The 25,245-nt window shown below is 69.3% G+C and carries 24 protein-coding genes; 11 read left to right on the top strand and 13 right to left on the bottom strand.

Features of this window, described 5'->3' with window-relative positions; genetic code table 11:
- Nucleotides 1–17 precede the first annotated feature (17 nt).
- The 3 genes from ACLJO0_RS31415 (at nucleotide 18) to ACLJO0_RS31405 (ending at nucleotide 2,483) form a co-directional block, all read left to right on the top strand.
- The gene (locus ACLJO0_RS31415) at nucleotides 18–824 is read left to right on the top strand and encodes a phospholipid scramblase-related protein (protein ID WP_410582428.1); all 807 of its coding nucleotides are present in this window, start codon (nucleotides 18–20) and stop codon (nucleotides 822–824) included.
- A gap of 181 nt (nucleotides 825–1,005) precedes the next feature.
- On the top strand, nucleotides 1,006–2,043 hold the full coding sequence (locus ACLJO0_RS31410; RefSeq protein ID WP_410582426.1) for an MBL fold metallo-hydrolase: 1,038 nt from the start codon (nucleotides 1,006–1,008) through the stop codon (nucleotides 2,041–2,043).
- Nucleotides 2,040–2,483, top strand: coding sequence for a GNAT family N-acetyltransferase (locus tag ACLJO0_RS31405; RefSeq protein ID WP_410582425.1), 444 nt, complete (start codon nucleotides 2,040–2,042; stop codon nucleotides 2,481–2,483). The genes ACLJO0_RS31410 and ACLJO0_RS31405 overlap by 4 nt, the downstream gene beginning before the upstream one ends.
- 81 nt (nucleotides 2,484–2,564) lie before the next feature.
- On the opposite strand, the gene mnmA is transcribed toward ACLJO0_RS31405, so the two are convergent.
- From mnmA to ACLJO0_RS31385, 4 genes are read right to left on the bottom strand one after another with little or no spacing between them, the layout of a single operon-like run.
- Entirely contained in the window at nucleotides 2,565–3,656 is a 1,092-nt protein-coding gene (gene mnmA, locus ACLJO0_RS31400) for a tRNA 2-thiouridine(34) synthase MnmA (RefSeq protein ID WP_410582424.1), read from the bottom strand.
- Between the two features lie 5 nt (nucleotides 3,657–3,661).
- Nucleotides 3,662–4,858, bottom strand: a complete 1,197-nt coding sequence (locus tag ACLJO0_RS31395; RefSeq protein WP_410582423.1) for a cysteine desulfurase family protein — start codon at nucleotides 4,856–4,858, stop codon at nucleotides 3,662–3,664.
- 49 nt (nucleotides 4,859–4,907) lie between these two features.
- Entirely contained in the window at nucleotides 4,908–6,278 is a 1,371-nt protein-coding gene (locus ACLJO0_RS31390; protein WP_410582421.1) for an MFS transporter, read from the bottom strand.
- A 33-nt stretch (nucleotides 6,279–6,311) separates the two neighbouring features.
- Entirely contained in the window at nucleotides 6,312–7,568 is a 1,257-nt protein-coding gene (locus ACLJO0_RS31385) for a LuxR C-terminal-related transcriptional regulator (protein ID WP_410582419.1), read from the bottom strand.
- A gap of 132 nt (nucleotides 7,569–7,700) precedes the next feature.
- Between ACLJO0_RS31385 and ACLJO0_RS31380 the strand changes: the two genes are divergently transcribed.
- Entirely contained in the window at nucleotides 7,701–8,591 is an 891-nt protein-coding gene (locus ACLJO0_RS31380; protein ID WP_410582418.1) for an NADP-dependent oxidoreductase, read from the top strand.
- A 157-nt stretch (nucleotides 8,592–8,748) separates the two neighbouring features.
- Here ACLJO0_RS31380 and ACLJO0_RS31375 read toward each other — a convergent pair whose 3' ends face one another.
- The 4 genes from ACLJO0_RS31375 to ACLJO0_RS31360 form a co-directional block, all read right to left on the bottom strand.
- On the bottom strand, nucleotides 8,749–9,660 hold the full coding sequence (locus ACLJO0_RS31375) for a lysophospholipid acyltransferase family protein (protein ID WP_410582416.1): 912 nt from the start codon (nucleotides 9,658–9,660) through the stop codon (nucleotides 8,749–8,751).
- On the bottom strand, nucleotides 9,657–10,439 hold the full coding sequence (locus ACLJO0_RS31370; protein WP_125786803.1) for a GNAT family N-acetyltransferase: 783 nt from the start codon (nucleotides 10,437–10,439) through the stop codon (nucleotides 9,657–9,659). Before ACLJO0_RS31370 ends, ACLJO0_RS31375 begins: the two co-directional genes overlap by 4 nt.
- A gap of 176 nt (nucleotides 10,440–10,615) precedes the next feature.
- Nucleotides 10,616–11,575: an electron transfer flavoprotein subunit alpha/FixB family protein gene (locus ACLJO0_RS31365; RefSeq protein ID WP_410582415.1), complete on the bottom strand. Its 960-nt coding sequence runs from the start codon at nucleotides 11,573–11,575 to the stop codon at nucleotides 10,616–10,618.
- Nucleotides 11,576–11,601: 26 nt separating this feature from the next.
- Entirely contained in the window at nucleotides 11,602–12,387 is a 786-nt protein-coding gene (locus ACLJO0_RS31360; RefSeq protein WP_016336566.1) for an electron transfer flavoprotein subunit beta/FixA family protein, read from the bottom strand.
- A gap of 243 nt (nucleotides 12,388–12,630) precedes the next feature.
- Between ACLJO0_RS31360 and ACLJO0_RS31355 the strand changes: the two genes are divergently transcribed.
- Nucleotides 12,631–13,482, top strand: coding sequence for a DegV family protein (locus ACLJO0_RS31355; protein ID WP_410582413.1), 852 nt, complete (start codon nucleotides 12,631–12,633; stop codon nucleotides 13,480–13,482).
- Here ACLJO0_RS31355 and ACLJO0_RS31350 read toward each other — a convergent pair.
- Entirely contained in the window at nucleotides 13,463–13,885 is a 423-nt protein-coding gene (locus ACLJO0_RS31350; RefSeq protein WP_410582411.1) for a hypothetical protein, read from the bottom strand. The two genes, ACLJO0_RS31355 and ACLJO0_RS31350, sit on opposite strands and share 20 nt — an antisense overlap.
- Nucleotides 13,886–14,013: 128 nt before the next feature.
- Between ACLJO0_RS31350 and ACLJO0_RS31345 the strand changes: the two genes are divergently transcribed.
- The 5 genes from ACLJO0_RS31345 to ACLJO0_RS31325 all read left to right on the top strand — a co-directional run bounded on the left by ACLJO0_RS31345 (nucleotide 14,014) and on the right by ACLJO0_RS31325 (nucleotide 18,365).
- Nucleotides 14,014–14,787 (top strand): methyltransferase domain-containing protein, encoded by a 774-nt coding sequence (locus ACLJO0_RS31345; protein WP_410582409.1) that lies wholly within the window; start codon nucleotides 14,014–14,016, stop codon nucleotides 14,785–14,787.
- Complete coding sequence (locus ACLJO0_RS31340) at nucleotides 14,784–16,295, top strand: 1,4-alpha-glucan branching protein domain-containing protein (RefSeq protein ID WP_410582407.1); 1,512 nt, start codon at nucleotides 14,784–14,786, stop codon at nucleotides 16,293–16,295. Before ACLJO0_RS31345 ends, ACLJO0_RS31340 begins: the two co-directional genes overlap by 4 nt.
- A 14-nt stretch (nucleotides 16,296–16,309) precedes the next feature.
- On the top strand, nucleotides 16,310–16,798 hold the full coding sequence (locus tag ACLJO0_RS31335; RefSeq protein WP_410582406.1) for a glutathione peroxidase: 489 nt from the start codon (nucleotides 16,310–16,312) through the stop codon (nucleotides 16,796–16,798).
- 278 nt (nucleotides 16,799–17,076) lie between these two features.
- A complete protein-coding gene (locus ACLJO0_RS31330) occupies nucleotides 17,077–18,138 on the top strand; it encodes a serine protease (RefSeq protein ID WP_410582404.1) in 1,062 nt (353 codons plus the stop codon).
- On the top strand, nucleotides 18,138–18,365 hold the full coding sequence (locus tag ACLJO0_RS31325) for a hypothetical protein (RefSeq protein WP_410582403.1): 228 nt from the start codon (nucleotides 18,138–18,140) through the stop codon (nucleotides 18,363–18,365). Before ACLJO0_RS31330 ends, ACLJO0_RS31325 begins: the two co-directional genes overlap by 1 nt.
- On the opposite strand, the gene ACLJO0_RS31320 is transcribed toward ACLJO0_RS31325, so the two are convergent.
- Nucleotides 18,299–20,119 carry a glycoside hydrolase family 2 protein gene (locus ACLJO0_RS31320; RefSeq protein WP_410582401.1) on the bottom strand — a complete coding sequence of 607 codons (1,821 nt, stop codon included), beginning with the start codon at nucleotides 20,117–20,119 and terminating at the stop codon, nucleotides 18,299–18,301. The genes ACLJO0_RS31325 and ACLJO0_RS31320 overlap by 67 nt on opposite strands.
- Nucleotides 20,120–20,227: 108 nt before the next feature.
- Between ACLJO0_RS31320 and ACLJO0_RS31315 the strand changes: the two genes are divergently transcribed.
- Nucleotides 20,228–21,481 carry a glycosyltransferase family 4 protein gene (locus tag ACLJO0_RS31315; RefSeq protein ID WP_410582399.1) on the top strand — a complete coding sequence of 418 codons (1,254 nt, stop codon included), beginning with the start codon at nucleotides 20,228–20,230 and terminating at the stop codon, nucleotides 21,479–21,481.
- 143 nt (nucleotides 21,482–21,624) lie between these two features.
- Here ACLJO0_RS31315 and ACLJO0_RS31310 read toward each other — a convergent pair whose 3' ends face one another.
- From ACLJO0_RS31310 to aceA, 3 genes are all read right to left on the bottom strand, one after another.
- Nucleotides 21,625–21,756 carry a hypothetical protein gene (locus ACLJO0_RS31310; RefSeq protein ID WP_255431241.1) on the bottom strand — a complete coding sequence of 44 codons (132 nt, stop codon included), beginning with the start codon at nucleotides 21,754–21,756 and terminating at the stop codon, nucleotides 21,625–21,627.
- A 487-nt stretch (nucleotides 21,757–22,243) separates the two neighbouring features.
- Nucleotides 22,244–23,848: a malate synthase A gene (gene aceB / locus ACLJO0_RS31305; protein WP_410582397.1), complete on the bottom strand. Its 1,605-nt coding sequence runs from the start codon at nucleotides 23,846–23,848 to the stop codon at nucleotides 22,244–22,246.
- A 98-nt stretch (nucleotides 23,849–23,946) separates the two neighbouring features.
- Nucleotides 23,947–25,233 (bottom strand): isocitrate lyase, encoded by a 1,287-nt coding sequence (gene aceA / locus ACLJO0_RS31300; protein ID WP_072030536.1) that lies wholly within the window; start codon nucleotides 25,231–25,233, stop codon nucleotides 23,947–23,949.
- Nucleotides 25,234–25,245: the final 12 nt, after the last annotated feature.

The following is a 25,245-nucleotide window of genomic DNA, read 5'->3' as shown; positions in this document are numbered from 1 at the left end:
GATTACTCTGACCTGCCATGACGAGCTCTCCACAGCCCGCCGGCTGGTACCCCGACCAGCAGAACCCCCGGATGTACCGGTGGTGGGACGGGCAGGCCTGGACCGCGAACACGCGGCCTTCGCACGACGCCGAGATGATCGAGCTGGACATCGAAGGCGCGCACGACCCGGCGAAGGTCCGGGCGCAGGCGGCGAGGGGGACCCAAGGCAGGAGCGGCGGGGCCACCGGCGGCGGCACCCTGTTCTCCGAACCCGTGCTGGTGGTCAACCAGCGCGCGAAACTCATCGAGATGTCGAACGAGTTCGGGGTGTTCGACCAGCACGGCAACCGCCTCGGCGGCGTCGTCCAGGTCGGGCAGAGCACGTTGAAGAAGGCCATCCGGCTGCTCACGAACTACGACCAGTTCCTCACCCACCGCTTCGAGATCCGCGACGCGAACCACAGCACCGTGCTGAAGGTGACGCGACCGGCGAAGGTGTTCAAATCCCGCTTCCTGGTGACGAAGGCCGACGACTCCCCGATCGGCGAAATCGTGCAGGAGAACGTCTTCGGCAAGATCCGGCTGGGGTTCGTGGTCGACGGCCGGAAGATCGGCGGCATCTTCGCCGAGAACTGGCGGGCGTGGAACTTCGTCGTCAAGGACGAAGCCGACGTCGAGATCGCGCGGATCACCAAGACCTGGGGTGGTTTCGTGAAGGCCGCCTTCACCACCGCAGACAACTACGTCGTCGAAATCCACCGGCCGCTGCGGGATCCGCTGGCTTCGATGGTGGTCGCCTCGGCGCTGACCATCGACACCGCGCTGAAGCAGGACGCGAACTGACGCCCCCGCAACAAGTCACCTGGTTGCGGTAATTGGTGCGCGCAAGGACCGCAACCAGGTGACTTGTTGCGGCAGACAAGTGACCGGGGTCTCACTCGCACAAGTGGACACTCGGCTTCCGGCGGCTCAAGGTGGAGGGACTGGGGCGGCACGCTGGAGTGCGTCCGGGACGGAGGTCACGATGGAGCCGTTGCCCGAAGACGGCGAGCGGGACTGGGCCGAGCCAGGCGTCTACACGGTTTCGCCAGGGGTCCACCGGATCCCGCTGCCCTTGCCGCAGGACGCGCTGCGCGCGGTCAACGTCTACGTCGTCACCGACGGCACCCGGCTGGTCCTCGTCGACTCGGGCTGGGCGCTGGAGTCCGCCCGCGAGCGGCTTTCGCGCGGGTTGAAGGCGCTCGGCGCCGACCTCGGTGACATCGACGAATTCCTGATCACCCACGTGCATCGCGATCATTACACCCTCGCCGTGGAACTGCGCCGCGAATTCGGCGGCAGGCTCGGGCTCGGGAAGCTGGAAGAGCCGTCGCTGACGCGCTCCGGCGATCCGGACCGGTTCCCGATGGAGGCGCAGGTCGGCCTGCTCGAACGCTGTGGCGCGGGGCCCGTCGTCGAGGAGCTGGCCAGGGCCTTCGGCGGTATCCGGCACACCGAGGCGCATCTGTGGGAGCAGCCGGACGAATGGCTCACCTCCGGCAAACGCGCGATCGTGCCCGGGCGCGAGTTCGACGTCGTGCACACGCCGGGCCACACGGCCGGGCACGTCGTCTTCGTCGACGACGAGGCGGGGCTGGTGTTCTCCGGCGACCACGTGCTGCCGCACATCACGCCGTCCATCGGATTCCAGCCGGTGCCCGCCGAACTGCCGCTGCGCGACTACCTCGACTCCCTGCGCCTGGTGCGCGGGATGCCGGACCGGCGCATGCTCCCCGCGCACGGTCCCGTCACCGACAGCGTCCACGCCCGCGTCGACGCGCTGCTGGAGCACCACCGCGACCGGCTCGAGGTCATGGGTGCCGAGATCACCACGGACGTCACGACGGCGTACGAGGTCGCGCTGCGCCTCGGCTGGACACGAAGGCGGCGCAAGCTCGGCGAAATGGACCCGTTCAACCAGATGCTCGCCGTCCTCGAGACCGGTTCGCATCTGGATCTGCTGGTGGCCCAAGGGAAACTGACCGCGACCGAGACCGACGGGGTGCGACACTACGCCTCATGATCATCCGTCAAGCGCGCAGGGAAGACGTCGCGGCGATCGTCGGGATGCTCGCCGACGACCAGATCGGCAGCACCCGTGATTCCGCCGACGACCTCACGCCGTATCTGAAGGCCTTCGAGGAGATCGACGCCGATCCGGCGCAGCTGCTGATCGTCGCCGACGACGGCGGGGAGGCCGTCGGCACGCTCCAGCTGTCGATCATTCCGGGACTGGCGAGGAAAGGCGCGCTGCGCGGGCAGATCGAGGCCGTGCGGGTGCGGGCGAGCCATCGCGGCTCCGGCCTCGGCGGCGATCTGATGAGGTGGGCCATCGACGAATCACGGCGGCGGGGCTGCGCCCTTGTGCAGCTGACGTCCGACGTGAAGCGCGAGGACGCGCACCGGTTCTACGAGCGCCTCGGTTTCGAAGCCACGCACACCGGCTTCAAGCTGAAGTTCTGACCCCGCTGCCGCAATTCGGCACCTGGTTGCGGTCCTTGCGCGTGCAAGTACCGCAACCAGGTGCCGAATTGCGGAAGGGGGTTAGCGGGTCCCTGAGATCTTCGCGCTGCCGAGCACGAGGTCGCCTTCGGTCGCGTCGGTGCGGTACAGCACGACGACCTGCCCGGGCGCGACGCCGCGAAGCGGCTCACGAAGCTGAATGGTCACCTCGTCACCCGAAACCTCAGCGACGGCCTCGACGATCCCGCCGTGCGCGCGCACCTGCACGACACACTCGGTCGGGCCGTCCAGCGGCCGCTCGCTCGGCCAGATCGGGCGGTCCGCCTCGATCACGTTCACGCCGAGGTCCCGCGCGGAACCGACCTTCACGGTGCCCGAAACCGGCTCCAGCGAAAGCACGTAGCGCGGCCGTCCGTCCGGCGCCGGCGCCTCGATGCCGAGTCCCTTGCGCTGGCCGACGGTGAACCCGTGCACGCCGGTGTGCTCACCGAGCACGGCGCCGGTCTCGGCGTCGACGAGCTGACCGGGACGCTGACCGAGCCGCTTCTCCAGGAAGCTCTTGGTGTCGCCGTCCGGAATGAAGCAGATGTCGTGGCTGTCCGGCTTCTTCGCGACCGAAAGGCCACGGCTCGCGGCCTCGGCACGCACGTCGGTCTTCCACGAATCGCCCAGCGGGAACAGCGAATGCCGCAGCTGCTCCGGGGTGAGCGAGGCCAGCACGTAGGACTGGTCCTTGCCGGAGTCGATGCTGCGCCGCAGCTCCGGTACACCGTCCACAAGGGACAGACGGGCGTAGTGCCCGGTGGCGACCGCGTCGAATCCGAGCGCCATCGCCTTGTCCAGCAACGCTTCGAACTTGATCTTCTCGTTGCAGGTGACGCACGGGTTCGGCGTCCGGCCCGCGGCGTACTCGCCGACGAAGGTTTCGATGACCTCTTCGGTGAACCGCTCGGCGAAGTCCCAGATGTAGAACGGGATGCCGAGGATGTCCGCGGCGCGTCGCGCGTCGCCCGAGTCCTCGATCGTGCAGCAACCCCGGGATCCGGTGCGCAGCGTGCCGGGCTTCGCCGACAGCGCCAGGTGCACGCCGACGACCTCGTGCCCGGCGTCCACGGCGCGCGCGGCGGCCACCGCCGAGTCCACTCCCCCGCTCATCGCGGCCAGTACGCGCATCTTCCTCACACCTCTTGCTTCTGCGTCTGCTTGCGCATTCCGGCGAGTCCCGCCTGCCTCGCCCTGTCGACGACGCCCGCGATCTCCTTCGAAACCGCTTCAACGTCTTCCGGTGCCGAGGTATGCCCGAACGAGAACCGCAGCGATCCGCGCGCGGCCGCGGGTTCGGCGCCCATGGCCAGCAGCACGTGGCTCGGCTGCGCGACACCCGCCGTGCACGCCGAACCGGTGGAACATTCGATGCCCTTGGCGTCCAAGAGCATCAACAGGCTGTCCCCCGCGCAACCGGGAAAGGTGAAATGGGCGTGCGTGGGCAGGCGCTCGCCCTCGCCGCCGTTGAGCACCGCGTCCGGCACCTCGCGCCGGACGGCCTCGATCAGGTCGTCCCGCAGTTCGGCGACGCGTTTCGCGTACTCCTCGCGGCCGTCGACCGTGGCCTTCACCGCCGTCGCGAACGCGATCACCGCGGGGACGTCGAGCGTGCCCGAACGCACGGCCCGCTCCTGGCCGCCGCCGTGCAGGACCGGCACGCACGCGGTGTCGCGGCCGAGCAGCAGCGCGCCGACGCCGTACGGGCCGCCCAGTTTGTGCGCGGTCAGGGTCAGCGCGGCGGCGCCGCTCTCGGCGAAGTCGACCGGCACCGCGCCGACGGCCTGCACGGCGTCAGTGTGCAACGGGATCTCGTACTCGGCGCAGACGGCGGCGAGTGCGGCGATCGGGTTGACCGTGCCGACCTCGTTGTTCGCCCACATCACGGTCGCCAGCGCGACCGTCTCGGGGCTGTCGCCGATGGCGGTGCGCAGCGACTCCGGCGTCACCCGGCCCGCCTGGTCGACCTCGACCCAGACGATCTCGGCGTCCGCGTGCTGCTCCAGCCACTCGACGGACTCGAGGACGGCGTGGTGCTCGACGGTGCTGCACAGCACCCTGTTCCGCTGCGGGTCTTCGCCGTTGCGGGCCCAGAAGATGCCCTTGACCGCGAGGTTGTCGCTCTCCGTGCCGCCGGCGGTGAAGATCACCTCGGACGGCCGGGCGCCCAGCGCCTCCGCGATCACCTCGCGGGCTTCTTCGACCCGGCGGCGGGCCCGGCGCCCCGAGGAATGCAGCGCGGAGGCGTTGCCCACTGTGGACAGCGCCTCTGACATCGCCGCTACGGCTTCGGGCAACATCGGGGTGGTCGCCGCGTGGTCGAGATAGGTCATCGCACCCTTCAGGGTAGCCCGCTCCGGGGCGTGACCAAGCCCACCCTGCTCAGCGGGTGGCGCCGCTCATACCGGACGGCCACCGGCCGGTCACCCGCACCCCGAGCAACGCGATGCCGGTCAGCACGACCGAAAGCACCACGATCGCCACCGAAGGCTCCTTCGCCGACGCCAACGAAGCGAGCAGAACCCCACCCAAACCGATGGTCAGAGCCGATCCGACCCAGTCACCGAGCTGCAGCGCCGAGGTGTTGAAGCCGCGTTCGGCCTCCGGCGAGTAGCGGAGCAGCAGCACCGAGATCGCGGGCATCGCGATACCCATCCCGGCGCCGCCCACCGCCGACGCCACGAACGCCATCCAGCTGGGGAACGAGGGCAGTGGCACGAAGACGAAGATCGCCAAACCGGCCGCGACCAGCGCGAACCCGGTCCGCAAGGACGCTTCGCGCGACCAGTCCAGCATGCGGCCCTGCAGCATCGAGCCCGCCGACCAGCCCAGCGCGGTCACCGTGAGCGGCAGCCCGGCCAGCGCGGGGCTGTAGCCGTGGACCTCGGTCATCGTGAGCGGCAGGTACGCCTCCATCCCGGCGTACGCGCCCGCGATCAGCGCGCGCGAGGCGATCACTGTCGGCAACCCCGGCCGCGACGTCAGCGTCCCGGCGGGCAGGAGTTTGCGGAGGGCGTACGCGAGGGCGAAGAGACCGGCGCCGCCGTAGGCCAGGGCCGCGAGGGACGGGTGCTGTGCCGCCCAGGTGAGCGCGGCGACGCCGAGGGCGGCGACCACCGCGGGCACGACCCCGGCCCGGCTTGCGGATTCACCGGGTACGTGGGCGGGCAGCTTGCGCGTGACCAGGACCAGCAACGCGAGCCCGATCCCGGTGAGCGGGATCAGTCCCAGGAACACCCAGCGCCAGCCGACGCTCACGGTCACCACTCCCGCGATCGAAGGACCGATCACCGCGGGCAGCACCCACGCGGCGGCGTTGGCGGCGTAGATCACCGGGCGTTCGCGGTCGCTGAAGGTGAGCGCGATCAGCAGCGACACCGAGACCAGCAGGAGACCGGAACCGAAGCCCTGCAACCCCCTGCCGAGCAGGAGCAGCGGCATGTCGTGCGCGAGCCCCGCGACCAGCAGCCCGGCGGCGAACAGCGCGGTACCGGCGAGCAGCGCGGGCGCCGGGCCCTTGCGGTCACCGAGGCGTCCGGAAAGGACGGTCGCGACCACGCTGGCGACCAGGAAGGTGGTGAAGGGCCAGGCGTACAGCGCGAGGCCGTCGAGATCGGCGACCATCGTCGGCATCGCGGTGGCGACGCCCATGCTCTCGAACGCGATGAGGGTGACCATGAGCAGCAGCCCGATGGTGGTCACGCGGTGCTCAGGTGTCCAGAGCACACCCTTCTTTTCCCCAGTGATCGTCATACGACGAGCCTGCAACCTCCAGCTCGGTGGAGGTCAAGCGCTGACGGACTCCAGGCGCAGCTCCCGCGCCAGCACGGCGGCCTCGCCGCGCGAGGTGACTTCCAGCTTCCCGAGGATCTTCCGCACGTGGAACTTCACCGTGTGCTCGGTCAGCGCCAGCTCTTCGGCGATCTGCCGGTTCCGCTTCCCGCGAGCAATCCCGGCGAGAACTTCGAGTTCACGCGGGTTCAGCCGGTCGAGCGGGCGCAGTTCCGGCGTTTCCTGGACACCCAACGGCAGGACGGCGGTGATCGTGGCACCCCAATCGGGTACCGCGTCGACCTCCCAGCGACCGCCGAGCGGGGTGACCCGCTCGGTGAGACCGGTGGCGGGCACGGCGCGGGCGACGTCCGGGCCGTCGTCCCGCACGGTGACCCGGAGCGTCTCCCCGTCGATCCGCCAGGACGCCCGGACCCGGGTGCTGCCGCGCTCCAGCGCGGAGAGCACGAGGCCGCGCGAGACCGTGCGCGCGGTGTGCGCGATGTCCTGCGGGAGCGGCCGTCCGTCACCGGGCCCGGCGAGCTCGACGGTCACGTCGTTGTGGCGCACCAAGGGATCCAGCTGCGTGACAAGGATGTCGAACGCCTCCGACGCCGGCTCGGCCGAGAGTTCCTGATCGCGGTCCGCGATCGAGCGCAGTTCGACCAGCGCGGTCGCGGCGAGGTCGGTCGCGGCCTGCCTGGCGGCGGCGTCGCCGAGCCGCCGTGATCGCAGCACCGAGAGCAACGACGTCAGCGCGGTCGCGTGGGTCTGGCCCAGATCGGTGATCGCCCGCGCCCGCGCGGTCGCCGCCGCGATGTTGCTCTCCAGGACCGCGGGCTCGGGGTCGGAGGCGCGCTGGGCGGCGTTCACGCTGACGATGTCCCACAGTTTGGCGACGAACTCGAGCGCGCCGTCCGCGGGGGCGTCCTCGGTGGGGACGAGCGCGATCATCGCGCCCTTGCCGATCACCGGGGCCGAAGTCAGGACGACCAGTTTCCGGCGGTTCCCGCCGAGTGTCTCCTCGGTGACCACCGCCTGGCCCGGAACGCCGAACGAGGCGAGCCGCTGGAGCTCCGCGCTCGTGACCGCGCCGGTGATCGCCGGATCGCCGTGGACCTTGATCGGGAGACGTGAGCAGTCACCGGTCTCCATGGCCGCCGCGCGATGCGGCAGGACGGCCGCGGCCGTCGCGGAGAAACGCGGCAGGAGTTCGGGGCGCGGAGCGGCGAGCATGTACTCGACCTGGCTCAACACGTGCAGCGGGTCCATGAGTCCACAGTAGGCGCGTCCCGGCGCGGGCACGCTGCTCTCCCGGCTAGCGAACACTGCTCGTCCGAGCGGTTCGGGCGGGGTCCGGGCGCCGGTTGACTGATCGCAGCGAAGAAATCGATAGGAGTGAACATGCGAGCGATCACCATCACCCAGTACGGCGAAGCGGACGTCCTGGGGCTTGCCGAGGTCCCGCTGCCGGAGCCCGGTCCTGGCCAGGTGCGGGTCGCGGTCAGGGCCGCCGGCGTGAACCCGATCGACTGGAAGATCCGGTCCGGCGCCATGGCGGAGGTCCGCCCGGTCGAGTTCCCCCACATCCTCGGCCTGGAACTGGCGGGCGTGGTGGACGCGGTGGGCGAAGGCGCCGGTTTCGCCGTCGGAGACGAGGTCTTCGGCTGGTCCGACACCGGCACGTACGCGGAGTACGCGCTGGCGACCAACGTCATCCGCAAACCCGCCGGGCTTTCGTGGTCCGAGGCCGCCGCGTTGCCCATCGCCGGTGAGACGGCGTTGCGGGTGCTGGGCGAACTCGAGGTCAAGCCGGGCGAGACGGTGGTGCTCCACGGCGCGAGCGGCCAGGTCGGCCGGATCGCCACGCAGGCCGCCGTCGCGCTCGGCGCCACGGTCATCGGGCTCGCCGGCGCTTCGTCGCTGGACGAGGTGAAGGAACTCGGCGCGGTGCCGGTGCAGTACGGCGACGGCTGGGTTTCGCGGGTCCGGTCGGTGGCGCCGGACGGCGTCGACGCGGTGTTCGACGCGGCGGGCTTCGGTGTTCTGGGTGAGTCCGTCGAACTGCTCGGATCACCCGAGCGGCTGATCACGATCGCCGACCCGTCGGCGTACGCGCAGGGGCTGAAGTTCTCGGCGGGCGGCTCGGAAAGCGCTGCGGTGCTTGAGGATCTGGTCGCGCGGGGGTTGAAGCTGAAGCTGGGCTCCAGCTATGGGCTCGCCGATGCGGCCGAGGCGCATCGGGAGAGCGCTACCGGTCACGCGGGCGGGAAGATCACGCTGACCTTCGGCTGACGGCCGCGCGAGCCCGCCGGCGGCTGCAATGAAAGGTCCTTTCCTTGCAAATTTTGCAAGGAAAGGACCTTTCATTGCACGTGGGTCGCCCACACCGGCCACCTCGGTCACACTGCCCTGGGCAAGTGTCATGAAAGGGTCGTTCAGGACATACGCGCTACGGAGAGACCGTCTCGGAAGCCGACGGCACCTTCGCGACCGGACCTGACACCGGAACCGCTGCCGCAACGCGACGCCGCCGCTGCACCGGGATCTGCACCCGCCCGAGCGCCGCCTGCACCGCGGATTCCGCCAGCAGGGCCAGTTCCCGCCGGTCCGAGGCGCGGCCCGGCGCGATCTCCGGGCACACGTGCACCTCCAGCACCAGACCGCGCAGCGCCGCGACCCGCCGCAACGAGGCGATGAGCGACTCCGGCCCGATGAACGCCGGCTGGGTCGTCTCCCGCCCGTCGGCGAGCCGGAAGCGCAGCGCGAGCGGCCGCACCGGGACCCCGCCGTCGATCGCGGCCTGGAAGGTCGCCGAGCGGAACCGGCCCGAACCCAGACCGCACCAGGTGGTGCCCTCCGGCGTCACGCTGACGAGTGATCCGCCGCGCATCGCGTCGGCGAGTTCGTCCATCGTCGCGGGCAGGCTGCGCAGGTTCTCCCGGTCGAGGAAGATGCTGCCGCCGCGGCGCACCAGCAGGCCGAGCACCGGCCAGGTGCCGACCTCCTTCTTGGCGAGCGCCCGCATCGGCTGGACGGCGTTGACCGCGATGATGTCCAGCCACGAGATGTGGTTGTTCACCACGAGCGCGCCGCGGCCGGGCACGGCGCGGAACCGCTCGTCGCCGAGCACGCGCAGCTTCACCCCGAACGAGCGAAGGATCCCCACGAAAAGCAGGCGCACCAACCGTTCCCGGGGCATGCCGCGCAGCACGAGCACCAGCGGCGCCGACAGGAATGCGCCGAAGATGACGCCGATCGCCGCGGTGAACCGCAGGACGCGCCGAGGAAACGCCACTGTCGGCGCCCCTTCGCTCAGGCAGCCGTCGCCGCACGGCGACTTCGGCATCCAGGCGTGAGTCATCCCTGCACTCCCAGGAAGAACTTGAGATACCGCTCGTCGACGTTGTGCAGATCCAGCAGGACGAAGAAGTCCGCGACACCGAAATCCGCGTCGAGCGCGGGCGGGCCGTAGATTTTCGCGCCGAGGCGCGTGTAGCCCTTGATGAGCGGCGGGAGGATCGCGCGGCTCGGCCGTTCGAGATCCTCGGTCCGCCAAGGGTTCAACGGCGTCACGCGCAAGGATTCGTCCGCGTAGTGCTTGGCGCGCAGGACATCCCAGACACCCGCCGCGTACGCCCCGCCGTCGGTCAGCGGCACGGAGGCGCAGCCCGCGAGGTACCGGTGACCGGCCAGCAGCATGTAGCGCCCGATCCCCGCCCAGACGAGGCTCACCACGGCACCGCTGCGGTGGTCGGGGTGCACGCACGAGCGGCCCGTCTCGACCAGCGAGGGACGCAGCGAATCGAGTGCGGTGAGATCGAATTCGCTGTCGGAGTAAAGTTTTCCTGCCCGCGCCGCCCGATCGGGCGGCAGCATCCGGTACGTGCCCACGATCTCGCCGGTGTTGTCGTCCCGCACCACGAGGTGATCGCAGAACTCGTCGAAGTAGTCGACGTCGAGGCCGGGTTCGAGCGAATTGAGCGTCGCGCCCATTTCCTCGGCGAACACCTGATATCGAAGGCGTTGCGCGGCAACGACTTCTTCGTTCCCGTTGGCCACGAGGAGGGAGTAACGCGGCGCGTCGGCCGGGAGTTCGACACCTGCCTGGTCAGTACTGACGAGGAGCTGTGACGTCGTCATGACCAAGGTCTACCCCTCGGGGGGTACCAACGACAATGCGCCTGATGGCCGATTAGTGCACGTTCAGTTAATTGCGGGTTCTCAGGGTTCTCTCAGGCTGGAAGATCACTTTCGGATCACAGAAATGGGGCCGCCCGGGAAAGAAATCCCGGACGGCCCCGCTTCGAACGAGGGACTCAGCCCTTGCGCTTCTGGACCTCTTCGGTCAGCTGCGGCGCGACGTTGAACAGGTCGCCGACCACACCGAAGTCGGCGATCTCGAAGATCGGCGCCTCGGCGTCCTTGTTGACCGCGATGATGGTCTTCGAGGTCTGCATACCCGCCCGGTGCTGGATCGCACCGGAGATGCCCAGCGCGATGTACAGCTGCGGCGAAACCGTCTTACCGGTCTGGCCGACCTGGAACTGCGCCGGGTAGTAGCCGGAGTCGACGGCGGCGCGGGAAGCACCGACGGCGGCACCGAGCGAGTCGGCGAGCGTCTCGACGACGTCGAACTTGTCGGCCGAGCCGACACCGCGACCACCGGAGACGACGACCGAGGCCTCGGTCAGCTCCGGCCGGTCGCCGCCGACGATCGGCTCGACGCCGGTGATCTTGGCGGACTTCGCCGGGTCACCCGCGGGGACCTCGACGGTCTCCTCGGCTGCCGCGCCTTCGGCCGGGGCGGCCTCGACCGCGCCGGGGCGGACCGAGATGACCGGGACACCCTTGGTGGACTTGGACTTCACGGAGAACGCGCCACCGAAGATGGACTGGTCCACGGTACCGTCGCCGTTCACGCCGACGGCGTCGTACAGCAGACCGGAGCCGAGGCGGACCGCGACACGGGCGGACACCTCCTTGCCTTCGGCGGTGGCCGCGACGAGCACGGCGGCCGGGGAGGTCCGCTCCGCGAGCGCGGCGAGGACGTCCACCTTCGGGGTGACCAGGAAGCCGGTGGCGTTGTCGCCCTCGGCGACGTACACCTTGGCGGCGCCGTGCGCGGCGAGGGCTTCCTTCGCCTTGGCGGCGGTGCCGGTCGGGCCGACGACGACCGCCGACGGCTCACCCAGTTCACGAGCGGCGGTCAGCAGCTCGAGCGTGACCTTCTTGACTTCACCGTCGACGTGGTCGACGAGGACGAGTACTTCAGCCATTTCCCTATTCCTCCTCGAAACCTGTCTCAGATGAGCTTCTGCGCGACCAGGTAGGCGGCCACCTTGCTACCGCCGTCACCCTCGTCCTCGACGCGCTCACCGGCGGTGCGCGGCGGCTTCGGGGAGGCTTCGAGCACGGACGACCAGGCGTTGCCGAGGCCGACCTCGCCGGCGTCGACGCCAAGGTCCGCGACGGTCAGCGTCTCGACCGGCTTCTTCTTCGCGGCCATGATGCCCTTGAAGGAGGGGTAGCGCGGCTCGTTGATCTTCTCGCCGACGCTCACCACCGCGGGCAGGTTCGCCTCGAGGTGCGTGACACCGTCCTCGGTGTAGCGGTCGGCCTTGATCGAGGTGCCGTCGACGGTCAGCTCGTTCACGTGGGTCAGCTGCGGCAGGCCGAGCAGCTCGGCGATGATCGCCGGCACGGCGCCACCGCGGCCGTCGGAGGCCTCGTTACCGGTGATGACCAGGTCGAAGCCTTCGACCTTCGAGATCGCGGCGGCCAGCACCTTGGCGGTGGCGATCGCGTCGGAGCCGTGCAGGGCCTCGTCGGAGACGTGGATGGCCTTGTCGGCACCCATGGAAAGCGCCTTGCGGATCGCGTCGGTCGCGCGGTCGGGACCCACCGAGACGACGGTGACCTCGCCCTCGCCGGCTTCCTTGATCTTCAGGGCTTCTTCGACGGCCTTCTCGTTGATCTCGTCGAGCACGGCGTCGGCGGATTCGCGGTCAAGAGTGTTGTCGGCACCGGAGAGCTTGCGCTCCGAGTAGGTGTCCGGTACCTGCTTGACCAGGACAACGATGTTCGTCATGGGTCTACTTCGACCTCCCGTTAGTGGCCGGCGTCGGCCACGGGGCAACAGCTCTACTGGCCGGTAGATTAGGGCCATTTCAGCGCCGCGGCCCGCCGAGGTGACCTCATTCACCTGGATGCACGTTTTAGTGGGACCATCGTCCAGGTAATTCACCCGGAAGTGAGTGTAACCGGGCGACTAACCCGAACGGCCGTATTCCGGGGTACTCCCGGTGTGTGCGACGGGCTAACCTGCCCCACCATGCGTTCCATGCCCGGCCCCGTCGCCGTGATCACGGACTCGACCGCCTGCCTTCCCGTCCCGGTCGCCGAACGCTGGGGAATCGGCGTCGTTCAGGTTCAACTGCAGGTCGGAGAGCAGTTCGACGAAGAGAACCGCTACGACCGCGAGGAAATCATCGGCCATCTGCGGGCGGGCACGCCGGTGAAGACGGCACCGCCCGAGGTCGCCGCGTTCTTCTGGGCGTTCCAGGACGCCGCGAGCAAGGGCGCCTCGGCGATCGTCAGCATCCACATCTCCGGCCGGATGTCGGAGACGGTGAACGCCGCCCGCGAGGCGGCCCAGCAGGTGAGCGTCCCGGTCCACGTCCTCGACAGCGGGACCACCGGGATGAGCCTCGGCTTCGCGGCCACCTCGGCGGCCAAGGTCGCCGCCGCCGGCGGACAGGCCACCCGGGTCATCGACGCGGCCGAACGCCGGTTCCGCGGTAGCCGGGAGATCCTCTACGTCGACACGCTGGAGTTCCTGCGGCGTGGCGGCCGGATCGGCGCCGCGCAGGCGTTCCTCGGTTCGGCGTTCTCGATCAAACCCCTGCTCACACTGAAGAACGGCGAGGTCGCGCCGCTGACCCGGGTGCCGGGCCAGCGGCGCGCGCTCAACAAACTCGTCGACCTCGCGGTGGAATGCGCGGGCGACCGGGACGTCGAGGTGGCCATCACCAGGTTCGGCCCCGACGAACGCGACCTCGAGATCGGCGGGCGGCTGCGGGCGCGGCTGCCCCGGATGGTCGACAGCACCCTGGTCGACGCCAGCATGATCCTCGGCGCCCACCTCGGCCCCGGTGCCATCGGCATCACGGTGTCGCCGGTGTAGTCCGCTTCGAGGGGATCAGTGCCACCACCACCGGGAGTACCGCGCCCAGCGCCGTCGTCACGACGATCAGCACCTGGTCCACCGGTTCGAAATGCGAGACGTGGCCGAGGTGGTAGAGGAAGTGCGGCAGTCCGAAGAGGAAGGTCGCGAGCGCCGCGAGCCTGGCCACGGCGGTCGTCCCGATCACGGCGGCGCCGATCAGGATGGCGGCGAGCGCCAGGTTGAGGCCGCCGAAGTCGCGGATCAGGTGTTCGTTGAAGGGGCCGTCCATCGCCACCCAGCCGGTGCGGAATCCCGGGAAGTCCCGGTAGAAGCCGTCCGGGCTGAACAGCGGCCACAGCCCGACGGGCAGTTCGATGAGACCGAAGACGACGAGCAGTACGCGGGTGAATGTCCTTTGCATACCTCCTGGACTGGGCAGCGCCGCGAAACGTGACACCGCAATTCGTCACCTACTTGCGAGGGCCGCCCTCCGCAAGTAGGTGACTAGTTGCGGAGGGGATGGAAGTGACCGGCCGGTAGGGTCGCGGCGTGACCACCCCAGCCACCAGGGCCGAAGCGCTGCACCTCACCGGTGAACGCACCGTGCCGGGCATCGCCGAGGAGAATTACTGGTTCCGCCGCCATGAAGCGGCGTATGCCCACCTCCTGCCCCTGTGCGAAGGCAAGACCGTCCTGGAGGCAGGCTGCGGCGAAGGCTACGGCGCCGGGCTCATCGCCACCGTCGCCGAGCGGGTGCTCGCGCTCGACTACGACGCCCCCACCACCGAGCACGTCGCCCGCCGCTACCCCGGCATCGGCGTGACCAGGGCGAACCTGGTGTTCCTGCCACTGCGGGACGCCTCGGTCGACGTCGTCGCCAACTTCCAGGTGATCGAGCACCTCTGGGACCAGGGCGCCTTCCTCACCGAATGCCACCGCGTGCTCTCCCCCGGCGGACGGCTGATCGTCACCACACCCAACCGGCTGACCTTCACCCCGGACAGCGACACTCCGCTCAACCCGTTCCACACCAGGGAACTCGCACCGTCCGAATTGGACGAACTGCTGCGTGACGCCGGTTTCGAGGTCGAGACGCTGCACGGCCTCCACCACGGCGAGGGCGTCGCGAAGCTCGACGCCAAGTACGGCGGGTCGATCATCGACGCCCAGCTCGACGTCGTCATGGGGCAGCTTCCCGGGCAGGCGACCTGGCCCGCGGAACTGCTCGCCGACGTCGAAGCCATCCAGGCCGCGGATTTCGCCGTCCACGGTGAAGACCTCGACGCCAGCCTCGACCTCGTCGCCGTGGCGGTGCGCCGATGAGCGAATACGAGGGCACGTTCTGCCTCGTCGTGCACAGCCATCTGCCGTGGCTGCCGCACCACGGTTCCTGGCCGGTCGGCGAAGAATGGCTCTACCAGGCGTGGGCGCATTCCTACCTGCCGATGGTCGATCTCCTGCGCCGCTTCGCCGACGAGGGCCGCGAAGACGTCCTCACGCTCGGCATGACGCCGATCCTCGCCGCCCAGCTCGACGACCCGTACTGCATCGACGCCTTCCACGACTGGCTCGGGCATTGGCAGCTGCGCGCCTGGCACGCGTCCACGCTCTGGCGCGGCGACCCGCTGCTGCGCGACCTCGCCGCGAGCGAGTACCGGACCGCCACCAAGGCGTCGGAAGAACTCGAAACGCGCTGGCGTCACGGTTTCTCTCCGATCCTCCGGTCCTTTGTGGACAATGGGACCATCGAACTGCTCGGCGGGCCGCTGGCGCATCCGTTCCAGCCGCTGCTCGACCCGGCCGTCCGCGACTTCATGTTGCGCGGCGGTCTCGCCGACACCGCACTGCGGATCGGACAGCGTCCCGAAGGCATTTGGGCACCTGAATGCGGTTACGAGCCCGGCATGGAAGCCGGTTACGCCGCCGCGGGTGTCCAGCGGTTCATGGTCGACGGCCCGTCCCTGCACGGCGACACGTCGGCGGCACGGACGGTCGGCGATTCCGACGTCGTCTGCTTCGGCCGCGATCTCGAAGTCACGTACCGCGTCTGGTCACCGAAGGCCGGCTACCCCGGTCACGCCGCCTATCGCGACTTCCACACCTGGGCGCACGAAGTCGGCCTCAAACCGTCCAGGGTGACCGGCAAGACCGTCGAGCCGCCGGACAAGGCGCCGTACGACCCGGCGATGGCGGCGGCCACCCTCGGCGGCCACGTCCAGGACTTCGTCGACACCGTCGTCGCCCGGTTGCGCTCGCTCAAGGCCGAGCACGGCCGCGAATCGCTCGTCGTCGCCGCGTACGACACGGAACTGTTCGGGCACTGGTGGCACGAGGGCCCCGCCTGGCTCGAAGGCGTCCTGCGCGCGCTGCCCGAGGCTGGCGTCCGCGTCACCACGCTCAAGGGCGCGCTCGAAGCCGGTCACCTCGGCGGGAAGGTCGACCTCCCGGCGTCGTCGTGGGGATCGGGCAAGGACTGGCGGGTCTGGGACGGCGAGCAGGTCGCCGACATGGTGCGGGACAACACCGCGTTGCAGCACCGGATGCTCGACCTGGTCACCGGGATGGACATGACGACGCGTGACGCCGTCCGCGATCAAGCCGTCGCCGAGGCGATGCTGGCGCTTTCGAGCGACTGGGCGTTCATGGTCACCAAGGATTCCGCCGCCGACTACGCGCGGCGGCGGGCGAAAGTGCACACCGAACGGTTCGACACGCTCGCCGGACTGCTCCGCGAGGGAGCGCTCGACCGCGCGCGGGAGACCGCGGCCGCGTTCCGGCGCGACGACGGGCCCTTCGGCCATGTCGACGCGCGTGACCTGCTGAGGAAATGACGAAAGGGGCAACCATGGGCATCCACGACATCCCGCTGAAGACGCTCGCGGGCGAGGACACCACGCTCGGCGCGCTTGAAGGCAAGACGCTGCTGGTGGTGAACGTGGCGTCGAAATGCGGGCTGACGCCGCAGTACACCGGGCTGGAGAAGCTGCAGGAACGCTACGCGGACAAGGGTTTCTCCGTCGTCGGGTTCCCGTGCAACCAGTTCGCCGGTCAGGAGCCGGGCACCGCCGAGGAGATCCAGACCTTCTGCTCGACAACGTACGGCGTTTCGTTCCCGCTGTTCGCGAAGCTGGACGTCAACGGGGAGACCCGCCACCCGCTCTACGCCGAACTCACCAAGGCGGCCGACGCGGAAGGCGCCGGCGGCGACGTGCAGTGGAACTTCGAGAAGTTCCTCGTCGCCCCGTCCGGTGAAGTGGTGGGACGTTTCCGCCCGCGCACCGAACCCGAAGACGACACGATCACCAAGGCGATCGAGGCGACCATCGGCGCCTGAATCACGCTTTCCCGACAACGGGCGGTTCACCGGAATGATCCGGTGAACCGCCCGTTTCTTTTTCCGTGAAAGAAGGGACCAAAGTCCCTGAATGCGTCACGACTCGGCGCTATGGCCGGTCGATAGATCACAAACCCTTGCGCTACAAGGGAAATCTTGACAGTCGACAATGAACCGGTCTACCCGTTTGCACTATGGCGCCATCAGGGTGAACGGAGAAGACTCGCTCGTCGGGGTCCCCTGCAAGCCATCCGAAATCGCGGGAAAGTGTGGCCGACGTGATCGAAAACAATATGATCCCGGATGAATTCCTCTCACTGGCGAGTGTGCAGGCGGCCGAGGAGGACGCACTGCTCTCCAGACAGAACGTCGTTGGTGTGGCACTCGGTACGAAATGGTCTCGCGGGACGGACACCGGCGAGAAGGCGATCACCGTTCTGGTCGACACGAAGATGCCGCACGAAATGCTCCGTGACGACGATCTGGTTCCCGCGACGCTCGCCGGGGTGCCCACCGACGTCCAGGAAGTCGGTGTCCTGCAAGCGGGCCGGAGCATCGCACCGTCGAAGGGGAACGGTGCCGCCACGATGCTCGACGAGCCGCCCGCTCCGACGCTCGCCCGCCCCGACGAACTGGCCCGCGAGCAGGTCGGCCCGTTCACCCTGGCCAAGCGGTTCCGCCCGGCGTTCGGCGGGCTGAGCGTCGGTCACTTCAAGATCACAGCCGGCACCTACGGCACCGCCGTCTACGACGCCACCGCGTTGCCGGGGAAGCCGCCAAGGTACTACATCCTGAGCAACAACCACGTGCTGGCGAACTCGAACGCCGCCGCCATCGGCGACCCGATCCTGCAGCCCGGCCCGTTCGACGGCGGCGTCGTTCCCACCGACGTCATCGCCAGGCTGAGCCGGTTCGTGCCGATCAAGTTCATCCAGCCGGGGCAGCCGGTGCCGTTGAACTTCGTCGACGCCGCGATCGCCGAAGGCCAGTTCCACGACCTCGACCGGCGGATCTTCTGGGTCGGCGACCTCAAGGGCACCAACGTGGCGCCCGCGGTCGGCACGCTCGTGCAGAAGACCGGCCGGACCACGAACTGGACGACCGGCCGGATCACGAACATCAACGCCACCGTCGACGTGAACTACGGCGGCGGCCGGGTGGCCCGGTTCGCGCAGCAGCTGCTGACCACCGACATGTCGGCCGGTGGCGACTCGGGCAGCCTCGTGGCGGACCTGAGCGAGAACGCCGTCGGCCTGCTGTTCGCGGGTTCACCGGTGGTCACCGTGATCAACCGGATCACGCTGGTCGAAGCGTCTCTCGGGATCAGGGTGCATCCGTAGTGACCGACGAAGCTCCGGATGTCGACGCCGCGCTCGTCTCGGCGTCACGCTGGCTCGACGACGTACCGGGAGTGGTCGGCGTCGGACAGGGCGAGGCCGAGGGGACACCCACGATCGACGTGTGGATGACCCCCGGCCACGACCACGGGCAGCTGCCTTCTCAGCTGCTCGGGGTGCCCGTCCGGGTCCGGGACTCGGGCGGCCCGGTGGAGGCTCGGCCGGACTGACCCGCCGCGATGACCGCGCGGTTGCGGGCGGCCACGGTCGCGAGATCGGCCTTCAGCACCCGCCTGTCATAGGTGAGCAGGCCGTTGACCTCGTTTTCGACGTCGGTGGTCTGGGTGTAGATCGCGCCGGAGAGCCCGGTTTCGGGGATGAACCGTTCGAGGCGCTCGCTGACCTCGGCATAGCGTTCCGTGAGCTGTGCCGAGGTCAGCGTCATCTCGTAGGCCTGCGGCTCCCCCGGCCAGCGATGTTCGTCGAGGACAAGGCCGAGGCCGCCGTACTCGCCGTCGACGATCACCCGATGGTCCTTCACCGCGGGTTTCCCCGGCCCCACATAGGTGTGGTCGTCGTAGACGTCGCCGGCACCGGCGTCCGGCCGCGAGAAACAGCAGTTCACGCCGCTGTTCGCGACGACGAGCCTGGTCGGGTCGAGGCGTTTCACCAGCTCCGCGACGCGCGCGGTGTCGAACTCGCCCCAGCCCTCGTTGAACGGCACCCAGCCGACGATCGAGGTCACCCCGCGCAGCTGCTCCACCATCTCGGTCAGCTCCGCTTCGAACCGCGCCTTCGCCTCCGGCACCGGATCGGGCGCCGTCCCGGGCGGACCGTCGAAGGACACGGTGAGCGACGGCATGTCCTGCCAGACCAGCAGGCCCAGCCTGTCCGCCCAGGAATACCAGCGCTCCGGCTCGACCTTGACGTGCTTGCGGACGAAGTTGAAGCCCAGCTCCTTGGTCTTCTCCAGATCGAACCGCAACGCCTCGTCGGTGGGGGCGGTGTAGACGCCGTCCGGCCAGTAGCCCTGGTCGAGCGGGCCGTGCAGGAAGGTGATCCGGCCGTTGAGCGCGATCCGCGGCCTGCCTTCGGCGTCGGCGACCGTCCCGATCGTGCGGAGCCCGGTGTAGGACTCGACGGCGTCGAGCACGGTGCCGCTCTCGTCGAGCAAGCGGATCTCGAGGTCGTAGAGATACGGATCGTCCGGCGTCCACAGCCGCGGCGAAGGCACCTCCGCACGCAACCGCCGTCCCGCCTCCCCCAGGACGCGTGCCACCTCCGCGCCACCGGGCTCACTGACGATCGCTTCCACCCGGGCGCCGCCTGTGACCTTGGGCACAACCGTCACCCCTTCGAGGTCCGGCGTCACCTGGAGATCCCGGACGTACGCGGACGGCACCGGCTCCAGCCAGACGGTCTGCCAGATGCCGGAAGCGGCGGTGTAGAAGATCCCCTTCGCTTCGTTCCGCTGCTTACCGACGGTGTGCGTCGAGGCGTCGGTCCGGTCCGTCGCGCGGACGGTCAGTTCCTGCGATCCCGACGGGCGCAACACGTCGGTGATGTCCGCGCTGAAGGCCGTGTACCCGCCTTCGTGGACGGCGACCTCCTGGTTGTTGACCCAGACCTTCGCGGACTGGTCGACGGCGCCGAAATGGAGCAGCACCCGCTGACCGTCCCATTCGGACGGGACCCGGAACACCTTGCGGTACCAGAGGGTTTCGTCGCGCCGCCCGATACCGGAGAGCGCCGACTCCGGCGGGTACGGCACCAGGATCCGCTCGCCGTACCCGCTCCCGCCGGGCGCGCGGTCCCCCGCGTACTCCCACACTCCGTTGAGGTTCAGCCAGCACCGCCGGACCAGCCGCGGGCGCGGGTACTCCGGCAGCGCGTTGCCGGGTCCGACCTGCGCGGACCACGGGGTCGACAGCACCGGTTCGACGGGTTTGAAGGCCGGTTCGGCCGCGTTCACCGAGGACGTCATCACTCCGATGGTGGCAAAGATCGCCTCCCCTGTCGTCCGCCACCGGCTTCACCTGTGGGGGTGATCGCCCCGTCCCGGTGACGACCGACTCACGAGTAACCTCCACCCATGCGCGTGCTGATGTTGTCGTGGGAGTACCCACCCGTGGTCGTCGGCGGACTCGCACGGCACGTCCACGCCCTGGCCAGACACCTCGCCCGGCAGGGGCACGACGTGGTCGTCCTGTGCCGTCACACGGCGGGCACCGACGCCGAGACCCATCCGAGGACCGATCGCGTGGTCGAAGGCGTCCGGATCATCCGGGTCGCCGAAGACCCGATGCACGTGACCTTCGAACGGGACCTCGTCGCGTGGACGCTGGCCATGGGGCACGCGATGGTCCGCGCCGCCACCGACCTGCTGCGCGGCTGGCAGCCGGACGTCGTCCACGCGCACGACTGGCTGGTCACCCATCCCGCGATCGCGATCGCGGAGGCCGCACGGGTGCCGCTGGTCGGCACGATCCACGCCACCGAGGCCGGACGGCACTCCGGCTGGCTCTCGCATCCGCTGAACCAGCAGGTTCACTCGGTCGAATGGTGGCTCGCGAACCGCTCGGACGCGCTGATCACCTGCTCGCAGGCCATGCGCCGCGAGGTGGCGCAGCTGTTCGAGGTCGACGGCGACGCGGTCACCGTGATCCACAACGGCATCGAGGAACGCACCTGGCAGGTGCCCGCGGACGAGGTCGCGCACGCTCGCGAGGTCTACAGCCCCTCCGGGGCGCCGCTGCTGCTCTACTTCGGACGGCTGGAATGGGAGAAGGGCGTGCAGGACCTGCTCGCCGCACTCCCCCGGATCCGCCGCGCCAAACCGGGGACACGGCTGGTCATCGCCGGCAAGGGGCGGCATCTGGAGGAACTGGTCGATCAGGCACGCAAGCTGCGCGTGCGCCGCGCGGTGGACTTCGTCGGGCATCTCTCCGACCGCGAACTGCGCGCCGTACTGGCCGCGGCCGACGCCGTCGTGCTGCCCAGCCGGTACGAACCGTTCGGGATCGTCGCGCTGGAAGCGGCCGCCGCGAAGGCGCCGCTGGTCGCTTCGACCGCCGGCGGACTCGGCGAGGTCGTCGTCGACGGCGAGACCGGCCTGGCGTTCAGCCCCGGCGACGTCGACGCCCTCGGGGACGCCGTCGAAGCGGTGCTGGACGACGAGGTCGCCGCGGCGCGGCGGGCACTGACCGCGCAGTCGCGCCTGGCCGCGGACTTCGACTGGGGCCGCATCGCCGAAGCGACCGCCGCCGTCTACCGGCGGGCCCGCGTCGCGGAGCCCGTGGAACTGGGGCGGCCGAAGATCGCGACGGGCAACGCCTTCGAGCCCTGATCCCGCGCGTTCGGTGTTGCGAAAGCCACTTTCACAACGTGGGCGGAGGGAAGACCCGGATGTCGGGGAACCCGGGTCCGCCCTCCACGAGCGTCGCGGGTCGCGAGGGGCGCGACCCCCGTGTCTGCTCTAGGTGACGAAGATCAGAAGTGGCAGGGCCGCACACAGTCCGGCTGCACCGAAACCCCGGCCGAAGCGGACACCGCCGGGGCGGCGAGAGCGACGGCGAGGACGGCGAAAGTCGCGGCCAAGAGGGTCCTCAACTGCTTCTTCATGGTGGCTCCTCGGGGGAACGGGCGGAATTCCCACCCGGCGCCGAGCATCCGCGCGCCCCGCCGGCGAAACAACGGGGGAATCAGTAGGTACCCCTACCTATTCGCGGTCCGTGACCGATTCGTCCGGTCCCGTGCGTGTGATCAGAGCCGTAACTCACGTGATCAGAGCCGTATCACGCGTGTCTGGAGCCGTATCTCGCGTGTTTCCCGCCGGATCATCGTGTTACGCCTTCAATCACGCGAGTTACGCCTTCAATCACGCGAGTTCGGCATGAGAAAGCCGCGGAGACCCCGCCCACCACGGTGTGGGAGGTGAGCGGGGTCTCCGCGGCGAGGCGCACGCCCGACAGGCGCTACCGGAGGGGCGCGCGCGTGAAGCGGGTCCGGTGGCGGGGAGCCTCCGCCACCGGACCCGTTGGGCCACACCGTCCCAAACCGGTGTGGAACCCGGCCGCCCCGCGTCAGGTAGGGGCGGCCGGAGCCTGCGTCACCGCGCGGTCAGGTACCGCGCGTACGCGCCGGTGGTGAGGAAGCTCGGCAGCTTCTCTCCCAGCGCGGTCTCGGTGAAGATCTCGTAGGCGTCGCCGAGACGGTTGCCCTCGCCGAGTTCGGCGCGCACCGACGCCAGCTCTTCGTCCAAATAGGACACGGCGAGTTCGTGGGTGAGCGCGGTGCCGTCTTCGAGCTTCGTACCGTTGCGGATCCATTGCCACACCTGGCAGCGGGCGATCTCGGCGGTGGCGGCGTCCTCCATCAGGTTGTGGATCGCCGCCGCGCCGGTGCCGCGCAGCCACGCGTCGATGTAGCGCAGTGCGACGTTGATGTTGGCGCGGACACCCGCTTCGGTGACCTCGCCGCCGGCACTGGCGACATCGAGCAGGTCCTCGGCGGTGACGACGACGTCTTCACGGAGCTTGCCGAGCTGGTTGGGCCAGCCGCCGAGCACGCCGTCGAACACCTCGCGGCAGACCGGGACGAGGCCGGGGTGCGCGACCCACGAGCCGTCGAAGCCGTCGTTCGCCTCGCGTTCCTTGTCCTGGCGGACCTTTTCGAGCGCGGTCGCGTTGATCTCCGGGTCCTTGCTCGGGATGAACGCGGCCATGCCGCCGATGGCGTGCGCCCCGCGCTTGTGGCAGGTGCGCACCAGCAGTTCGGTGTAGGCCCGCATGAACGGGACGGTCATCGTCACCTGTGCGCGGTCCGGGAGCACGAAGTCCGCGCCGTGCGAGGAGAAGTTCTTGATGACGCTGAAGATGTAGTCCCAGCGGCCGGCGTTCAGCCCGGAGACGTGCTCGCGCAGTTCGTAGAGGATCTCCTCCATCTCGAACGCGGCGGTGATCGTCTCGATCAGCACGGTGGCCCGGACGGAGCCGCGCGGGATGCCGAGTTCCCGTTGCGCCAGCAGGAAGACGTCGTTCCACAGCCGTGCTTCGAGGTGGTTCTCGAGCTTCGGCAGGTAGAAGTACGGGCCGCTGCCGCGGGCCAGCAGCTGGCGCGCGTTGTGGAAGAAGTAGAGGCCGAAGTCGACCAGGCTCGCCGAAACCGGGCGGCCGTCGATGCGGATGTGCTTCTCCACCAGGTGCCAGCCGCGGGGGCGGGCGACGATCGTCGCGGGCTCGTCGCCGATCGTGTAGCGCTTGCCCGCCTCGGTGGTGAAGTCGATGTTGCGGCGGATCGCGTCGAACAGGTTGATCTGGCCGTCGATGACGTTGTGCCAGGTCGGCGAGGTCGCGTCCTCGAAGTCGGCGAGCCAGACCTTCGCGCCGGAGTTCAGCGCGTTGACCGTCATCTTGCGGTCGGTCGGGCCGGTGATCTCGACGCGGCGGTCTTCGAGGCCGGGCGCGGCCGGGGCGACCGACCAGCTGCTGTCGTCGCGGACGGAATGCGTCTCGGGCAAGAAGCCCAGCGGCTCCTCTCCGGACTGGAGCTTCTCGCGGCGCAGACGGCGGGCGTCGAGCAGCTCGCGACGGCGTCCGGCGAACGCGTTGTCCAGTTTGGCCACGAAGTCCAGCGCGGCCGGGGTGAGGATCTCGTCGAACCGGTCACCGGCAGGTCCGCAGACGTCGATCCGGTAGTTCAGCTTCTCAACCATGGTGTGCCTCCGCTGGGCTTCGCGAGGGATGGAAGGGGGGCGGTGGCGGTCTCCCCTGGGAGTCGAGAGACCGCCACCTGGCACCTAATTGCGGGGGATCAGAACTGCTCGGCCTCGGTGGAGCCGGCGAGCGCGGTGGTCGAGCTCTCCGGGTTCAGCGCGGTGGCGACGTTGTCGAACCAGCCGGTGCCGACCTCGCGCTGGTGCTTCGTGGCGGTGTAACCGCGGTCCTCCGAAGCGAACTCGCGCTCCTGCAGGTCGACGTAGGCGGTCATGCCCTCACGGGCGTAACCGTGCGCCAGGTCGAACATCGAGTAGTTCAGGGCGTGGAAGCCTGCCAGGGTGATGAACTGGAACTTGTAGCCCATGTGGCCGAGTTCGCGCTGGAACTTCGCGATCGTCGCGTCGTCCAGGTGCTTCTTCCAGTTGAACGACGGCGAGCAGTTGTAGGCCAGCATCTGGTCCGGGTACTTCGCCTTGATCGCCTCGGCGAACTGGCGGGCGACCTCGAGGTCCGGCTTGGAGGTCTCCATCCACAGCAGGTCGGCGTACTCGGCGTAGGCGAGACCGCGGTCGATGCAGGGGTCGATGCCGTTGGTGACGTTGTAGAAGCCCTCGGCGGTGCGCTCGCCGGTGACGTACTTGCGGTCACGCTCGTCGACGTCGCTGGTGATCAGCGTGGCGGCCTGCGCGTCGGTGCGGGCGACGATCAGCGACGGCACGTTCAGCACGTCCGCGGCGAGGCGGGCGGCGTTCAGCGTGCGCTCGTGCTGCTTGGTCGGGATGAGCACCTTGCCACCGAGGTGACCACACTTCTTCTCGGAAGCGAGCTGGTCCTCCCAGTGCACACCCGCGGCACCGGCGGCGATCATGCCCTTCATCAGTTCGAAGGCGTTGAGCGGGCCACCGAAGCCCGCCTCGGCGTCGGCGACGATCGGGGCGTACCAGTCGATGTCGGTGTTGCCCTCGGCCCAGTTGATCTGGTCGGCGCGGCCCAGCGCGTTGTTGATGCGGCGGACGACGGCAGGCACCGAGTTGGCCGGGTAGAGGCTCTGGTCCGGGTAGGTCTGGCCGGAGAGGTTGGCGTCGGCGGCGACCTGCCAGCCCGACAGGTAGATGGCCTTGAGGCCGGCGCGGACCTGCTGCACCGCCTGGTTGCCGGTCAGTGCGCCCAGCGAGTGGACGTAGTCCTCGTTGTGCAGGAGGTCCCAAAGCTTCTCGGCGCCGCGGCGAGCGAGCGTGTGCTCCTCGACCACGCTGCCGCGCAGCTTGACCACGTCAGCCGCGGAGTACGAACGCTTCACGCCCGCCCAGCGGGGGTCGGTCTCCCACTGCTTGGCCAGTTCGGCGGCCGCCTGCTCCAGCTGCTGCGCGTGCTGAGTCATCGGATTCTCCCG

The organism is Amycolatopsis sp. lyj-108, assembly GCF_046549005.1.
Classification (GTDB): Bacteria; Actinomycetota; Actinomycetes; order Mycobacteriales; family Pseudonocardiaceae; genus Amycolatopsis.
The sequence above is the reverse complement of the archived record's forward strand: the minus strand, read 5'-3'. Positions and strand labels throughout refer to the sequence as shown.

Coding starts and splice junctions, on each gene's coding strand:
- ACLJO0_RS31320 (WP_410582401.1), bottom strand. CDS start 20,119: ATGACGTCCTCGGTGAACGCGGCCGAACCGGCCTTCAAACCCGTCGAA.
- ACLJO0_RS31375 (WP_410582416.1), bottom strand. CDS start 9,660: ATGACTCACGCCTGGATGCCGAAGTCGCCGTGCGGCGACGGCTGCCTG.
- ACLJO0_RS31340 (WP_410582407.1), top strand. CDS start 14,784: ATGAGCGAATACGAGGGCACGTTCTGCCTCGTCGTGCACAGCCATCTG.
- ACLJO0_RS31405 (WP_410582425.1), top strand. CDS start 2,040: ATGATCATCCGTCAAGCGCGCAGGGAAGACGTCGCGGCGATCGTCGGG.
- ACLJO0_RS31350 (WP_410582411.1), bottom strand. CDS start 13,885: ATGCAAAGGACATTCACCCGCGTACTGCTCGTCGTCTTCGGTCTCATC.
- ACLJO0_RS31335 (WP_410582406.1), top strand. CDS start 16,310: ATGGGCATCCACGACATCCCGCTGAAGACGCTCGCGGGCGAGGACACC.
- ACLJO0_RS31390 (WP_410582421.1), bottom strand. CDS start 6,278: ATGACGATCACTGGGGAAAAGAAGGGTGTGCTCTGGACACCTGAGCAC.
- aceB (WP_410582397.1), bottom strand. CDS start 23,848: ATGGTTGAGAAGCTGAACTACCGGATCGACGTCTGCGGACCTGCCGGT.
- ACLJO0_RS31395 (WP_410582423.1), bottom strand. CDS start 4,858: ATGACCTATCTCGACCACGCGGCGACCACCCCGATGTTGCCCGAAGCC.
- mnmA (WP_410582424.1), bottom strand. CDS start 3,656: ATGCGCGTACTGGCCGCGATGAGCGGGGGAGTGGACTCGGCGGTGGCC.
- ACLJO0_RS31315 (WP_410582399.1), top strand. CDS start 20,228: ATGCGCGTGCTGATGTTGTCGTGGGAGTACCCACCCGTGGTCGTCGGC.
- ACLJO0_RS31410 (WP_410582426.1), top strand. CDS start 1,006: ATGGAGCCGTTGCCCGAAGACGGCGAGCGGGACTGGGCCGAGCCAGGC.
- ACLJO0_RS31370 (WP_125786803.1), bottom strand. CDS start 10,439: ATGACGACGTCACAGCTCCTCGTCAGTACTGACCAGGCAGGTGTCGAA.
- ACLJO0_RS31415 (WP_410582428.1), top strand. CDS start 18: ATGACGAGCTCTCCACAGCCCGCCGGCTGGTACCCCGACCAGCAGAAC.
- ACLJO0_RS31360 (WP_016336566.1), bottom strand. CDS start 12,387: ATGACGAACATCGTTGTCCTGGTCAAGCAGGTACCGGACACCTACTCG.
- ACLJO0_RS31380 (WP_410582418.1), top strand. CDS start 7,701: ATGCGAGCGATCACCATCACCCAGTACGGCGAAGCGGACGTCCTGGGG.
- ACLJO0_RS31355 (WP_410582413.1), top strand. CDS start 12,631: ATGCGTTCCATGCCCGGCCCCGTCGCCGTGATCACGGACTCGACCGCC.
- aceA (WP_072030536.1), bottom strand. CDS start 25,233: ATGACTCAGCACGCGCAGCAGCTGGAGCAGGCGGCCGCCGAACTGGCC.
- ACLJO0_RS31310 (WP_255431241.1), bottom strand. CDS start 21,756: ATGAAGAAGCAGTTGAGGACCCTCTTGGCCGCGACTTTCGCCGTCCTC.
- ACLJO0_RS31365 (WP_410582415.1), bottom strand. CDS start 11,575: ATGGCTGAAGTACTCGTCCTCGTCGACCACGTCGACGGTGAAGTCAAG.
- ACLJO0_RS31385 (WP_410582419.1), bottom strand. CDS start 7,568: ATGGACCCGCTGCACGTGTTGAGCCAGGTCGAGTACATGCTCGCCGCT.